Origin of the sequence: Oceanobacillus rekensis, from assembly GCF_002153375.1 — a bacterium.
GTDB classification, from domain to species: Bacteria; Bacillota; Bacilli; order Bacillales; family Amphibacillaceae; genus Oceanobacillus; species Oceanobacillus rekensis.
The window spans coordinates 121,152-135,783 of the sequence record NZ_MTBQ01000009.1 but is presented as its reverse complement, the minus strand read 5'-3'; the positions used below and the strand labels follow the sequence as shown (position 1 = coordinate 135,783).

Genomic DNA, 14,632 nt, shown 5'->3' with positions numbered 1-14,632 from the left:
TAATGTATATGTAAATAAGCATCGTAACGAGAATGTACTTGATATCAGCCCAAGTGGGATAAATAAATGGAGTGCATTAAAGACTCTTGGAATAAAAGAAAATACATATATTGCTTTTGGGAACGATGCGAATGATATATCAATGTTTGAAAACGCATTACATACAATTATGATTGGTTATCACGAACATTTAGCCCCATTTGCAAAAGAGACTATTTCATTGAGTGGGAATTACGAACAGGAAATCGCAGAAAAAATACTTACTCTTTCAAAGAAATATAGACCAATCCAAGTATAGTTCTTCTTTCAATAACTGGTGCTTTAATAAATAAGCCAATCTAAAAAAGTCGAATCCTTTAGCAATACGGGAATTCGACTTTTTATATTAAAATCACTGGTAATACCCAACATGCAAAATATCGATTAATACAGGTGCAAGATAGCGTCTAAAGTAACAACCAAACCTCTGATATCTCGCGTTGCACCCTTTAACTTTTCTAAGCTAGTGTAACGAGTTTTTCTAACTCCCATCACATTACTTTTAACTAAAGCAACAGGATTTTCTAATGGAATAGCTTCACCGTCAAAATATATAATATACTTTCCCGTATCTCAAGTGTCGCGTCCGATTTTGAAAAGCAATGAACAAGGTAAGAAAACTGGGCTGGAATAAAGATGATTGACGATGTGCTGCTTTTCATCACTTCAATTATTCAGCCCATGTTTTCCTTTGTTCAATAGGATGAAGTGGTTAATGATATGTGAAATGACGATGGAAACAAACGATGTTTCTGAAATGAGAATATCTTTTTATTTCCAGTTTAGCTTTAGAAATGGGCATCTTTGCGGCTAAATATTATAAAAAATTAAACTATTCCCAATTTTAATTGTTTCAAGTGAAAATCTCTTGGGTAGATATGTAATACATGTGAATGTTATTTACTTTCATATGCAGTATATTTTGGGAGGATGATTAATATGGAAAAAAGAGTTGTTGGGAGCTTTAATTCAGATAACGAAGTTTTGTATGCAATTGAGGGATTGATACGTCAGGGGCATCGTGAAACAGATTTGATGGTGGTAGCAGAAAGTAGAAGTGCCATTCCATTAGTCACTTCTCGTACCGGAGTCATGGTAGAGGCAGATCAACAAGTAAGGACCTTAACAGGTGTTATGATGAACAGTTATTTATCCATGTTGTCTGCAGGTATGGGCGGCACACAGGCTAATGACCTGTCCAGCAGGCTTATTGAAAGGGGCCTGACAGAATATACAGCAAAACAGTGTGAAGAGGAATTAAATAAGGGGAAAATAATGTTGCTGGTTGATACGAATACAACTTACGACAGTCCTATCTATAACACAGAATATGAAACTGAAAACTCAGGAGCGGTCCGACTCCATGAAGAACAGCTTGATATTACAAAAGAGCGTGTCCAAGTTGGTGAATTACAGCTCCGTAAAGAAACAATGGAAGAACAGAGAACCGTTCATGTTCCAATACTTCGAGAAGAACTATATGTAGAGCGACGTCCTGTCATAGATGGAGAGTTTGAAGGCAGCCCGTTTAATGAAGATGAAATTATTCGTATCCCCATTACGGAAGAAAGAATAGAGGTAACAAAAAGACCTATAATTGTTGAAGAGGTAATTATAGGCAAGAGAAAAATTCAAGAAACAAAACAGGTACAGGATACCATTAGAAAAGAAGAAGCTCAGATTGAGCGTTCTGTCCCTTCGGAAATCACAGCTGGGAAACTAGTTAACCAAGACACACTAGGGCACGTAGAAGATACAGAAAGTCCTGATATTTTGATCGTGGAAGGTAATCCCGATATTGAAAACATAATGGCGGAGGTCCAAAAGGAAGAAATCCGCGAAAAACGCACAGGCTCCGTCGCTGTACAAGGAGAGAAAAACAAACCAGAATCAGCTGTTAGTAAAAAGGACGAGGTAAGCGGGACTCTAACAGATTCTCCTGTTAGTAAGAAAAGTAAAAGTTCTACACTAATTTCAGCAGATACTGTAAAAAAGGACAGTAAAAGTTCTACACCAATTTCAGCAGATACTGTAAAAAAGGACAGTAAAAGTTCTACACCAAATTCAGCAGCTACTGTAAAAAAGGAAGCAGCAATCCACAACAACGAGGATCCGTCAATTGATGAGGAAAATAAAAATAATAAAAATCAAACAAAAAAGAAAAAATAATAATTCTCAGTAATAGGAAGGCTATGCGTGTTACTTTAGATGCTATCTTGCACCTGTTTTAATCGATATTTTGCATGTTGGGTATTACCACCAATATTTATTGAAATTTTGTACACTAAGTGATTTCAATCTAAAAAAGTCGAATTTCTGTAATTGCTAAAGGATTCGACTTTTTTTAGATTGGCTTATTTCATTAAAGCACCAGATAGCTTAAGTATAATAATTTACAATATCTTATTAGTTCTGTAAACTAGCTCCAGGGAATAAGATACTCAATATTATACATAAAAATTACACCTGCTATCAGAAATATAAGTGTAGTGATATATTGTTTTGATTCCTTCAAGTATTTCCACTCCAAAAAAGATTGAAATCCGAATAATATTACAAAATAGGCTATCCAATACCACTTAATAATATTTATATCCATTGTCATAACGAACGGTAAAGTAGATAAAGAGATAACCAAGATAATGCCTCTTCCCCATCGGTTAATACTCTTAGCGGAAGTTTCCGAAATCTTTTTCTTTTCTACACCAATTAATTTATTTATCCCTTTTTCTAAAAAGAATCCTAAAAGTAAAAGAACAGGAATAAATACCAAAGCCAATAAAACCACCAAAACCCAAAAGATACATACCACCCCGTATTTATGTTTGTAATACTATAAATTTCTAGTTAAGAAACGTACCATCTAATCCTCTCTTATTGCAGAAACCTGCCCCGATAGTACAATAACCCATATAATAATGTTAGGATAATATTCAAAACGTTTATACATACTTTTTGAATATTAAATTAAAAAAGACGACCATATTAAAGATCGCCTTGTTCAATTCTTGCACCAGTTAATAAAAAATTTAACCTCGTTTTTTCAAATTATTTACTTCTTCCCAGGTGTTCATTTGCGAATTATTTTTTGTCCCTTTGATTTTGTGAAATTTATATGAAATAATCTGTTATTTAGCTTCTGTTTTATAAATTTCATAAATAAGTTCTTTTGTCCTTTCCCATCCAAGACAAGGATCTGTAATTGATTTACCAAATACTACTGGTTCGTCTTGCCGCCCTTCTTCAAGGTAAGATTCAATCATAAATCCGCGAACATATTTCTTGATTTTTTCATTCCATTCACGATTAATCAAAATTTGACGAACGATACGAATTTGTTCTAAATATTGTTTACCAGAATTATTATGATTAGTATCAATCATGATAAATGGATTTTTAAGATACATTTTTTCGTAAATTTTGATAGCGTCTAGTAAATTTTCTGTATAGTAATTTGGTATATTTTTTCCATACTCATTTACCCCTCCACGTAGAATTGCATGAGCAAGGGGATTACCTTCCGTTTCTACTTCAGCGTAATTAAACAGAAAATTTTGAGCATGTTGAGCAGCATAGATACCATTAAACATTACGTTCAAATTACCTGAGGTGGGATTTTTCATGCCTGTTGGGACATCTATACCACTTGCAACAAATCGATGTTGTTGATTCTCTACACTTCGCGCCCCAATTGCATGATAGCTTACAAGATCATCAATCAAAGGAAGATTTTCGGGATATAGCATTTCATCTGCTGTTGTCAAACCAGTCTCTGTAATTACTTTATAATGTAATTCACGAACAGCTTTGATACCGTTAATCAAGCTAGGATTACCTTTTGAATCTGGCTGATGGATTAAGCCTTTATATCCATCACCATTGGTACGTGGTTTTGCTGTATATACCCTCATGACAATAAAAATCTTATCCTTAACTTCCTCTTGTAATTTTGCTAAGCGACGAGCATATTCAAGAACTGCTTCTTCATTATCAGATGAACAAGGACCGATTACCAAAAGCAAGCGATCATCTTCACCTTTAATAATGGCATTAAGTTCATTATCACGTTCTTCTTTGTGCTTTAACGTTTGTCCTGATAATTTGCCAAGCTCTTTCATTTCATTAATACTAATTTTAGGGCTTATTTCTCTAAATGTCATAATGTTAATACTCCTTTTTATTTATACGCCTCAACAAGTTTATTTTATATTTAATTTGATATTATACCTGACAAATACTTTACGAACAATGTACATAATTTATTTTATCATATAATTCTAATAATTTATAGAATTATTCAAAAGAAGTAGACCACCAATATAAAACATGACGATCCACTTGTTCTGCTAAAGCACCAGTTCGTAATATAAGGTTAACCAGATTTTACTGGTTGACCCTTTTTTATAGGATCTTATTATAAAGGTAGTCGGGGTAGAACGTCGCACCAGTGGGACTTGATCTCGTTAACTAAACTGTTCACCCCCTACTTGTATAAACATGTTTCAGGCTGGTTGGGACAATGTGATCCCGTTTAACAAGCGAACCTATGACATTACAAGAAGCCTTAGGGGTTACCGACTAATTTAATATTCTAGGAGGAGATCGTGTATGAATCCAGTCATCGGTCTGGATGTTTCAAAAGGGGAAAGTCAGATTCAAGCCTTTTTAGATAAAGGTAAACCTTATCGAAAGAGCTTTAGTATTAAGCATGACATAAAAGGGTTGGGAAATTTACTAGAATTCCTTCATGAAGTTGAAAAATCAGCTAACAACCAACCTACGGTCGTGTTGGAATCAACTGGTCACTATCATTATCCAGTTATTCAATTTTTGGAGGAACAAAAGTATGTCTATATTATTGTTAATCCTCTTATCTCTCATCGTGCCAAAAGTTCAAGTCTACGTAAAGTTAAAACAGATGCAGTAGATGCCTATCACCTTTGTGAGCTGTTTTATAAAGAAGAGTTGGAACCTTATAAAAAGCGAGGTGTTCAACTTTTAAACCTTCGCAATCTTACTAGACAACAAGAAAGTATTGCAGAAATATCAGCAAAAACTAAAATACAGTTACACTCCTTGTTAGATCAGGTATTCCCTGAATATAGAGGTGTGTTTGAGAGTTTATATTCAAGAGTATCTTTGCTTACTTTACTAGCATTCCCAACATCTGAGACGGTATTAAGTGCGAGTGAAAGGGAATTATCAGAGAAGATAAGTTCATTATGTAAAAGTCGTTCCGACCTTTGGGCAAAAGAAAGGGCAAAAAAGCTAAAGGAAGCAGCCCTTCGTAACCCGTTCCAGAATAACTTGTATCAGAGCAATATCTTTAATCTGGAGATGTTAGTTAATCTTGTTCTTCAATACCAAGAGCATCTATCCAAGATTGCGACTGAGATAAATGCCCTTTCTAAAGGAATTGAAGAATATCATATTCTCCAATCTATTCCTGGAATCGGAGAAAAAATCGCTGCCACGATTATTTCCGAGATTGGAGAAATTGATCGATTTAATAATGCCAAAAAGCTCGTTGCATTCGCTGGAGTGGATCCGAGTGTTTACTCTTCTGGTAAGTTTACAGCATCAGTAAATCGAATCACCAAACGAGGATCTAATAGACTACGACACGCCTTATATATGGCTGTTCAAAGTGGTATACGTGATTCTCGTAAGAAGAAAACGACTGATGAGATAATAGCACGCAATAAGAGACTAAGAGAGTTTTATGATAAAAAACGTGAAGAAGGAAAACCCTTTAGAGTAGCAGTTATTGCATGTGTAAATAAGCTCTTACACTGGATTTACGCCCTACTAAAAAGCAGATCTACTTTCCAAGATATAGCATAAAAACTATATCTAACTAAATATAACAAAACCTTCCAATCATTGAATAGTGGAGGGTTATTTGGCATGCGTATTTTTAGTATATCATGAGAAATTTAATTTTTTTAGTGAAAAATATTGACAACTATTAGCTGGTTTTGTTTAAGTATAATTCCTCACATTCCCTCTTCGATTGAACAACATATAGTGGAATAAAGAACTAGCAATTGATACGCCTATTTCATTGAATTTACAATCTCAATGAATTTATCCTTGGTAACCTCATCTTTTGGATTTTCATAGTTTTGCATCAATTGAATCAAATGAAAAACTCCACTCTCTTCGCGCCATTGAATAAAATGGACTTTTTCTCCTTCGTCAGCTTCGTCAGTATGATATTCAATTTCAGCGCCGTTATCTAATTTGATTTTTTCAGTGTTTTCTATTTCTTCGCCAACTCCATCCCCATTTGGATATGTGTGTACCATCACACTCCATTTGCTATCATCTCCAAAATAATGTGTCAAAACCATAACGATATCCCCTTTAGGTGGATTAGCCATAACACTCAGGGATGGCTCTGAAGGAAACTCTGTTGGAATACGAAGTACCCCTTTTACTTCGTCAGGCAACTCGTTAAGTTGAGTTATTGCTTCTTCTGGTAAATGACTGGTTTTTTCTTCAAATGAAACTTCTGGAGAAGAATTCTCAACATTACTAGATTCGCCACCACACCCCGTTAAAATAAAAACAATAACTAAAGCCAATGTAAAACATATTTTTTTCATAAAAAGCCTCCTCTTTTTTGATGCAACTTCATTTCAAAAATATCCTATAATCCTTTATAATAAATATCTATCAATAAAGTTTCGCCATATTTTACTAAACTGCCATATACCAAAAGAGCGACTGCCCTTGTTGAACAATCGCACCATTTAGTGGAAGAATGTAATACTTGCTAAACATATAATGAAAAATAAAGATGGTGGTTCAATCTAAATTTCCCTATTCTTGAAATACCTTTGAAAAAGTATCTGTTGTAAGGTATATTGCACGAATCTCTGTATTAATGTAATTAGCGATCTATCTAATAATGGATTTAATGTTAACTGTAATAATATCTGTTACAACTAGAACTAATGCTATTACGATAAACCAATTCATCGTTTCTTCTGGAATTAAAATAGCTAACAAAATGGCGCCGAAAACAGGTATTAAAAATTTATAAATACTTATTTCACAAGCCTTGTTATACTTCAAACCATAATACCAAAGTACAAATGAAACAGCTGAAAGCAATGCTGTATATATTAACAATCCCGAACCAAACGGAGTAAAGGTAATCATATTGTCATCGTACTGAGGAAGTCCAATGGATAGGAGTAATAGAGAACCGATAGTTAATCAGTGTAAATGGATGGATATCTACTGCTAGCTTTTTAGCCAAAAATGCGCTTTATCAATAGTGTGAAGCCTCTGGAATATCCCAAACATCAAACACACCACATTTTTCATTAAAGTACAGTCATTTTTTAAATATACTTATTTGACTATTGGTAACCAGCCAGGTCTAGCTTCTATATATTCCCACATAGCATCAGGTAACGCTAAATCCTTACTATCTTCCATATGAACCTCAGTACGAATTGTATCTTCTTCTCCTGCTTTCACTTTTTGAATCCAATCAGGCTCTATAATAAGCCCTCTTCCGATTGCCACAAGTGGAATATCAAGTTGATCCAATGCTTGTAAGGCATCATCTGGTGTTACTATAGAGCCACACCAATAATAGGGATATTGTTTCCAAGCTTATCTTTAATAATATTGATGACTGGAGTTTTATTTTCCTTATCACGAATAGAACTCTGTGCTACATTTCCAATTGAAACATGAATATAGTCAAGTCCTTGATCTTTTAATTTCAGCAATAAAGTCAATGTATCATCAAGTGTAATTCCTGGTTCTTCTAATTCTTCTGGAGAAATACGGTAACCATAAATAAATGGCTTGTCCGCGTATTTTTCAATAGCTGCTTTTACAGCTTGTACAACAGCAAGTGGAAAATTCATACGTTTTTCAAGTGATCCACCCCAGTGATCATTTCTGCGATTAGAATGTGGAGAGAAAAACTGTTGAATCAAGTAGGTATTCGCTCCATGTACTTCTACTCCATCAAAAAAATAAGTCCCCTCTTTTTTCCAACCCCCATAATGACTTAACTTTCTTCAACAAATGGCATGAGAAGATTAAATTTACGAGCACGTGTGGTCGGAAACACTCGGAACATTTCATCTCCAATTTCAGGATTTTTCGCCAACTTTGATTTTTAAAAGTAACTCATAGAATACCTAGAACTCACTTATTTTTTAAGACAGAATATACAAAGGAAAAGCATTCAAAATTATTTTCTGTTTACGTTTTTCAAGCTTCTAAAACTAGCCATATACTGACTTGGTACCTCAGTCTCTTTGTTCAATTGAACCGCAGCTTCCAATGCCCAATGTGGGTTTCGTAACATTCCTCGTCCGACAGCTACAAGGTCTGCCTCTTCATTTCCAATAACAGCGTTTGCCAATGTTGGGTCATCCAATCTTCCAACTGCAATAACCGGAACATTCAGGTCCTTCTTAATTTCTCCAGCTAGCGGTACTTGATAGCCACCATGTGTACCAGGTCTTCCAAACGTTCCAGCGGTACCCAGAGGACCTTCACCACCGGAAGAGATATGGAAGATGTCCACTCCTGCTTTTTGGTATTCTTTTGCCAACCCGATACTTTCCTTGATTCCATATCCACCTTGTGCATATTCTTTGGCGGATAAACGCATTATTAACGGCATATCTTCTGGCATTTCAGCTTTTGCTGACTCAATAACTTCTCGCCCGAACTTAGTGGGATCTTTTCCATATTCATCGTCTCTTTTATTTGTCAAAGGAGAGTGGAATTGATGAATTAAATAACCATGAGCACCATGAATTTCAATGGTATCTATTCCTGCTTTAATGGCGCGTTGTACAGACTCACGAAACTTCTCAACCATTTCCTTTACTTCCTCCGTTGACAAGGCTCTCGGTATTTTTGAATCTTCATCATATGGAATAGCAGAAGGCGCAACTGGCACCGCAGCGTCTTCTGCCTTACGTCCAGCGTGAGCGATTTGAATACCAACTTTTGCTCCATATCGCTGACAAGCTTCTACAATTCTTGCTAAAGCAGGAATTTGCTCATCTGACCATAATCCTAAGTCATAGTCTGTAATACGGCCATCACCTTCGACATCTGTCATTTCAATTATAATAAGACTTGCGCCACCAATCGCCCTATTTACATAGTGTAAGTAATGCCAGTCCGTAGCAATTCCATCTTTCTTTTCAACCGAGTATTGACACATCGGTGGCATAACAATACGGTTTTTCAATTCCAATCCTTTTACTTTATAAGGGCTAAATAAATGTTCCATTCTAAAAAAACTCCTTTTTTGGTTTTATTCATTACAGTTCTGTTCCATGCCATCGCATCTAAATACTTTCTTGAACACGAATTCAACTTTTGGTATATAGTGAAGCCATTCGAACTCCCTCACTCAGGCTATTCATTAATCATCATGTGTAGGAAAATGAGGTAAAATCTCTTCTCCTATCTCCTGAATCATCTCTTCCATTGGCCGTCTAGCAAAATAAGGGACGAATACCAAATGGTTTACGCCAATTGCTTGAAATTTATATAGTAGTTCTAGCAAATGGTTACGTCCTAAACGAAAACCTAAGGGGATTTTTGTAGGTTGTTCATCTGGATTTTCCAATAAATCGATATATAAGGTTTGCGTAAACGGTTTGAATACTCCCGGTTGTTTCATACCTGATAATTCACCACAATCTTTCACTAATAGGGCTTGCTCTTCGAAACAATGAAAAATAAGCTACCAAAAATGGATATCTTTATGATACATCCGGTTAAATGCCTCGTGATGTTTAAAACTCATCTCATCCCTCCTATTATATTACAGCTTTTTATCGATAAAACTTTCTAATTGCTTAATCACATCTTCATTTCTCCGGTAATAGGTCCACTGGCCAATTCTTTTCGTCTCTAAAAGACCACTTTTCTGTAACAATGATAAATATTGAGAGGTCGTCGACTGTCCCAGACCTACCTTTTCGCGTATATCCCCTACACAGACTCCTCCTGGAAAGTTATCCTTCTTATGGATATGAATTTGAGGCGGGAAATTCATGTCCGGTTGCTTTAGCATTTGTATAATTTTCAACCTGGTTACATTTGATAATGCTTTAAATATATCTATTAGATTTTCTTCATTAATTTTCTGTTGTTCTCCCATCGCTTCTAAAGTCTCCTCGTTTAGATATGAGATTATTTTTGTTTCTTCATATTTAATTGTGATTTAAACTAATGGCAATCCAATGTAATAAAATATAAAACATAAATTCTTCAAACTCCACCCCCCACTTCGTCGTTCTGTCTAACAATTGGGGGTGGGGTTTAACTCAGAAAGATTTCTACTTTTTAACTTTGATCTTCTGGCCAAACTATTTTTGAAGATCAAATAGTTCTGATAAAATTTCATAGGATCTGATACGTGATTTTTGATCATATACTTCTGCTTGTACTAGTACTTCATCAGCAGATGTACGACGAATTAAATCTTCAAATCCTTTTTCAACTGTTTGTCTATCTCCAATAATTGCTTCGGATAGTTGGGATTCTACAGACGCCCTCTCAATACTACTCCACCCTTGATTCCACAGTTTATCCATACTCACTGGAGGTTGAAGTGGCCTCGGTGTACCGCGTGCTTCGAATAAATACTTTTGGTATAAAGAAGATGATAATTCGGAAGCTTCCTCCATCGTTTCTGCTACAAATGCACTTACTGCCACTACACAATAAGGCTTTTCTAAAGTCTCTGAAGGTTGAAAGCTATCTCTGTATGTTTTCAAGGCCATCTCCAAGTTGTCTGGTGCAAAGTGACTCGCAAATGAGAATGGTAATCCTAATTGTCCTGCCAGTTGCGCGCTATAAGTCCCTGAACCATGTAACCAGATTGGAACTTTCGTATTCTCACCAGGTATCGCATGAAACTCAAACCTACCATCTGATGTAACTGTTCCAGATCCGTGTAAATAGCTATACAGTTCTTTAACTTTATCTACATACTGGGGGCTGTTTGCTGTCTGGGGATTCAACACATAAGCAGTGTTCCGATCCGTTCCAGGCGCACGCCCCAATCCTAAATCAATTCTATTGGGAAAGTAGGATGCCAATACCCCAAATTGTTCCGCAACAGATAAAGCAGAGTAATGAGACAATAAAGTCGCTGCTGATCCAACTCGGATTGAGTTTGTAACAGAGGCAACTCGTCCGATAACGAGTGATGATGCAGAGCTCGCCATTCCAGCCCAATTATGATGTTCTGTTAGCCAATACCTTTTATATCCGAACTCCTCAACATTCTTAGCTAAATCTAATGTGCTTTTCAAAGCTTCTTTTGCTGATCCTCCTTCTATAATCGATGAAGGATCTAAAACAGATAGAGATAAATTTTTCAAGATTAATTCCTTCTCTCATTTATAATAGCTATTTGGACTTACTTCATATGATAAAACTATACTTCAAACAATTCTCCTTCTGTATAATCGAATCTTTCGAGTTTCCATACACCTTCTTCTCGTCGTAGTGAACAATTATATGTTGCACCATAAATATTCTTATCAAGCAATTCTTTTGATACATTGTATGGAACTAAACGATACACTTGTAATTTAGCTTTATCTCCGTTAATTTCAATCCGATAATCACCAATCACGTGATGAAGATTCACACGCCCAGTTCGAAACGTCTGAAGTGTCGTCATAAATTCCCTGCGTCCAGTTACTTCACCAAATGGCACTACATTTGTAGCTATATCGTCTGTCAAAATATCACCTAACAGGCCAATATCCCACTGGTCCACGGCCCAAGTATAACGAGTAAAGACATCTAAAATCTGTACTTCATTAGAATCTTTCTCTTCAGAATGAGGGATAACATGCCATGGTGCATCAAGGCCACTAATAATATGAGGTAACTTCACATTTGGATTCCACCCAAGTTTATCTATTGGTTCTTCCCATTGCCTTATCCTTGAATGATTTCCGATTTTCCAGTCTAATTCAAATCGTATAGCTGCAATTTTCCAGCCCTCATCTGTATGCTCATACGTATTAGTATAATGACCACTGTACCAACTTGGATCTAATCTTTCTCCAAGATCATCCGCCAGTATTCCCGTAAGATATGCACTTTGCTGACCCACGCCTGTTGCTACTGCAATATATTCGTTCGTTACATAATGACGAGCAACATCAACTGGGACGAGCGAACTGGATAGACCTTCAATAATTGCTTCTCGACCTTCGAAATTTCCGTGATTACTAAGACTTGCTTTTGCATCTTTTAAAAATAAATGTTTTATTGAAGTAAGTTCACCTGTTTCATACGCTTTTGCAAACTGAGAAAAGACCTCGCTAATCTCTTTACGATTTGATTGTTTCTTCATTTGATTATCCGTACTCATTATTCATTCACTCCTAGAATTTTATCCCAAATTAACTAGCAGAAAACCCCCACTGAATGTTAGTTTCACTTTATTCATTTTGATTTATAAACTCGCTAATAATTTCATATGATTTTAGGCGATCCTCATGATTAAAGATATAAGATGTCAGCATTATTTCATCTATTTGAGCATTGTCAATAAATTTTTCTAGTTGTCCCTTAACTGTTTGAGGGCTACCTACAATACTTCCACTTATTGATTGATAGACAGCTTCTCTTTCACGTTCACTCCAAACAGTATTCATATCTCTTGCTGGTTGGATATGTACCGGATTCCCACGAACAAGTCCGAGAAAATGTTGTTCTGTTGAAGAGAACAAGAATTTCGCTTCTTCGTCGGTATCTGCTGCTGTTAGGTTCATTCCCATCATGACATATGGCTCCTTTAATATCTCTGAAGGTCTAAAATTCTCTCTGTATGCCTGAATAGCTGGGAATGTGTATGACGGAGAAAAGTGACCAGCAAATGAAAAGGGAAGGCCTAAATGGGCTGCCAAACGTGCACTGTAATCACTTGACCCTAATAACCACACAGGTATTTTAAGGCCCTCACCTGGGTTAGCTTTTACTGGATTATTTGGAGCAAATTTAGCCGGGTTAAAATAGCCCAGCAATTCATTCACTTGTTCAGGAAATTCAGTAGTCCTGTCTCTTCTTACTGCCCTTGCTGTTATTTGATCCGTACCTGGTGCACGACCCAATCCTAAATCGATGCGATTCGGATATAGGGATTCTAATGTACCAAATTGCTCTGCGATTACTAATGGGGCATGGTTAGGTAACATAATTCCACCAGAACCAAGTCTAATTTTTGATGTTCGAGCCGCTATGTGGCTTAAGATAACCGATGTAGCCGAACTTGCGATTGGTTTCATATTATGATGTTCTGCTACCCAATAACGATTATATCCCCAGCTTTCCGCATGCTGTGCCAAGTCAAGCGTATTCCGAAAAGAATCGGCTGGTGTACTTCCTTCACTGACTGTAGCCAAGTCAAGTATGGATATTGGAATAGAACCTAGTTGTTTTTTTGTTGCATTATTTTCTTTTGACATTATTTTGTCCTCCTCTTTATTAAATAAGAAATAGATAATTATGCATTTAATACATTTACTAACATTTATAAATTCTAGGTTTATACATACCTCTATATCTGTTTAGACCATTTATATCTTCATAAATCTATATATCTAGATTTGACGATATGTTAACTTTTAAAAATCTATGGCAATAATTCTTTTCCAGATAGATGAACGGTGGAATCAATTATATTCCGTATGATTGATTGGTATATCGCGAATTAGCAATATGTTTAGGTAAAGAGATATAATATATGCCCCTAGAAATCTATATATCCCAATATAACGATATTTAGTATTTAATAAAAGTAAATTGCTCAGAGAAATTTACTTTTATCTTTAAATTTCAATATAAGCATATATGTATATTAATTTCTTTAAATGTTTTTTGTCCACTTCCCAATATGCTTCGAGTAGCTCTGGCCCAATGTAATATAGTAAGATTAATAATTTTGACTTGAATATTGTATGAATCTAAGTTCTCAACGACAAAATGCTACTTCTTTGTAAAATCTAGTGGTTCGTTCACCGTTTTATTCACCAACTTTAGCAAGCTATTCTGATAACGTTATCGATATATTTCGTTGTTACTTTAAGTACATCTCTTCACAAACTCATTGAAAAAGATTGCAATAGCACGAAAGGTTTATAGGTTTATATTGTTCTTCATTTACATTTTGACATATCGGGGAAAGTCGATATAATATGACTTATGGAACCTATCGATGTATTTAAAGCTTTATCTAATGAAACTCGGCTTAACATCCTACAGTGGTTAAAAGAACCAGAGAAGCACTTCCCTAAACAAGGCGCTCACCTGCCAAAGGAGGTTAGTTATAAAGGCGGAGTATGTGTTGGGGACATACAAGAAAAAGCTAAAGCTTCTCAATCTACGGTATCTCACTACTTAAATTTGATGCAGAAAGCAGGTTTGCTCGAATCTGTTCGTTATGGTCAGTGGACTTATTATAGAAGAGATGAGGAAGCCATTCGACAGTTAGCTGAATATTTTAGAACGGAAATCTAAGTTATTCTGATTTTCGTTATTTTTTGGTTTATAAATCGATAAATCTAGATAT

16 protein-coding genes are annotated in these 14,632 nt (G+C 35.7%); 4 read left to right on the top strand and 12 right to left on the bottom strand.

Annotation, left to right across the window (positions count from 1 at the left end; genetic code table 11):
• Together BV906_RS18035 and BV906_RS18030 are read left to right on the top strand one after the other, a co-directional pair.
• Positions 1–298 (top strand): HAD family hydrolase (locus BV906_RS18035; protein ID WP_176330411.1); only part of this gene is annotated, 298 nt, incomplete at its 5' end.
• 680 nt (positions 299–978) lie between these two features.
• A complete protein-coding gene (locus BV906_RS18030) occupies positions 979–2,208 on the top strand; it encodes a YsnF/AvaK domain-containing protein (protein ID WP_176330410.1) in 1,230 nt (409 codons plus the stop codon).
• A gap of 250 nt (positions 2,209–2,458) precedes the next feature.
• Here BV906_RS18030 and BV906_RS18025 read toward each other — a convergent pair whose 3' ends face one another.
• Together BV906_RS18025 and BV906_RS18020 are read right to left on the bottom strand one after the other, a co-directional pair.
• Positions 2,459–2,827, bottom strand: a complete 369-nt coding sequence (locus BV906_RS18025; protein ID WP_245844300.1) for a DUF4181 domain-containing protein — start codon at positions 2,825–2,827, stop codon at positions 2,459–2,461.
• Positions 2,828–3,167: 340 nt separating this feature from the next.
• On the bottom strand, positions 3,168–4,199 hold the full coding sequence (locus BV906_RS18020) for a 3-deoxy-7-phosphoheptulonate synthase (protein WP_087975007.1): 1,032 nt from the start codon (positions 4,197–4,199) through the stop codon (positions 3,168–3,170).
• 448 nt (positions 4,200–4,647) lie between these two features.
• Between BV906_RS18020 and BV906_RS18015 the strand changes: the two genes are divergently transcribed.
• The gene (locus BV906_RS18015; RefSeq protein WP_087975006.1) at positions 4,648–5,883 is read left to right on the top strand and encodes an IS110 family RNA-guided transposase; all 1,236 of its coding nucleotides are present in this window, start codon (positions 4,648–4,650) and stop codon (positions 5,881–5,883) included.
• A gap of 212 nt (positions 5,884–6,095) precedes the next feature.
• Here the strand turns inward: BV906_RS18015 and BV906_RS18010 are convergent, their stop codons facing one another.
• The 10 genes from BV906_RS18010 to BV906_RS17970 form a co-directional block, all read right to left on the bottom strand.
• A complete protein-coding gene (locus BV906_RS18010; RefSeq protein ID WP_087975005.1) occupies positions 6,096–6,647 on the bottom strand; it encodes a hypothetical protein in 552 nt (183 codons plus the stop codon).
• A gap of 295 nt (positions 6,648–6,942) precedes the next feature.
• Positions 6,943–7,206, bottom strand: a complete 264-nt coding sequence (locus tag BV906_RS18005; protein ID WP_245844292.1) for an EamA family transporter — start codon at positions 7,204–7,206, stop codon at positions 6,943–6,945.
• Between the two features lie 195 nt (positions 7,207–7,401).
• A complete protein-coding gene (locus BV906_RS20100) occupies positions 7,402–7,602 on the bottom strand; it encodes a hypothetical protein (protein WP_217896396.1) in 201 nt (66 codons plus the stop codon).
• A 26-nt stretch (positions 7,603–7,628) separates the two neighbouring features.
• Positions 7,629–8,000, bottom strand: a complete 372-nt coding sequence (locus BV906_RS20095) for an oxidoreductase (RefSeq protein WP_217896395.1) — start codon at positions 7,998–8,000, stop codon at positions 7,629–7,631.
• 260 nt (positions 8,001–8,260) lie between these two features.
• On the bottom strand, positions 8,261–9,319 hold the full coding sequence (locus BV906_RS17995; protein WP_087975003.1) for an NADH:flavin oxidoreductase/NADH oxidase: 1,059 nt from the start codon (positions 9,317–9,319) through the stop codon (positions 8,261–8,263).
• Positions 9,320–9,454: 135 nt separating this feature from the next.
• Positions 9,455–9,742 (bottom strand): LLM class oxidoreductase, encoded by a 288-nt coding sequence (locus tag BV906_RS17990; protein WP_176330409.1) that lies wholly within the window; start codon positions 9,740–9,742, stop codon positions 9,455–9,457.
• A 117-nt stretch (positions 9,743–9,859) separates the two neighbouring features.
• A complete protein-coding gene (locus BV906_RS17985) occupies positions 9,860–10,198 on the bottom strand; it encodes an ArsR/SmtB family transcription factor (RefSeq protein WP_087975002.1) in 339 nt (112 codons plus the stop codon).
• A gap of 208 nt (positions 10,199–10,406) precedes the next feature.
• Entirely contained in the window at positions 10,407–11,426 is a 1,020-nt protein-coding gene (locus tag BV906_RS17980) for an LLM class flavin-dependent oxidoreductase (protein WP_245844290.1), read from the bottom strand.
• A gap of 56 nt (positions 11,427–11,482) precedes the next feature.
• Positions 11,483–12,433 carry a nuclear transport factor 2 family protein gene (locus tag BV906_RS17975; protein WP_087975000.1) on the bottom strand — a complete coding sequence of 317 codons (951 nt, stop codon included), beginning with the start codon at positions 12,431–12,433 and terminating at the stop codon, positions 11,483–11,485.
• A 70-nt stretch (positions 12,434–12,503) separates the two neighbouring features.
• The gene (locus tag BV906_RS17970; protein WP_087974999.1) at positions 12,504–13,529 is read right to left on the bottom strand and encodes an LLM class flavin-dependent oxidoreductase; all 1,026 of its coding nucleotides are present in this window, start codon (positions 13,527–13,529) and stop codon (positions 12,504–12,506) included.
• A 736-nt stretch (positions 13,530–14,265) separates the two neighbouring features.
• Between BV906_RS17970 and BV906_RS17965 the strand changes: the two genes are divergently transcribed.
• The gene (locus tag BV906_RS17965) at positions 14,266–14,580 is read left to right on the top strand and encodes an ArsR/SmtB family transcription factor (RefSeq protein WP_087974998.1); all 315 of its coding nucleotides are present in this window, start codon (positions 14,266–14,268) and stop codon (positions 14,578–14,580) included.
• The last annotated feature ends 52 nt before the right edge of the window (positions 14,581–14,632 follow it).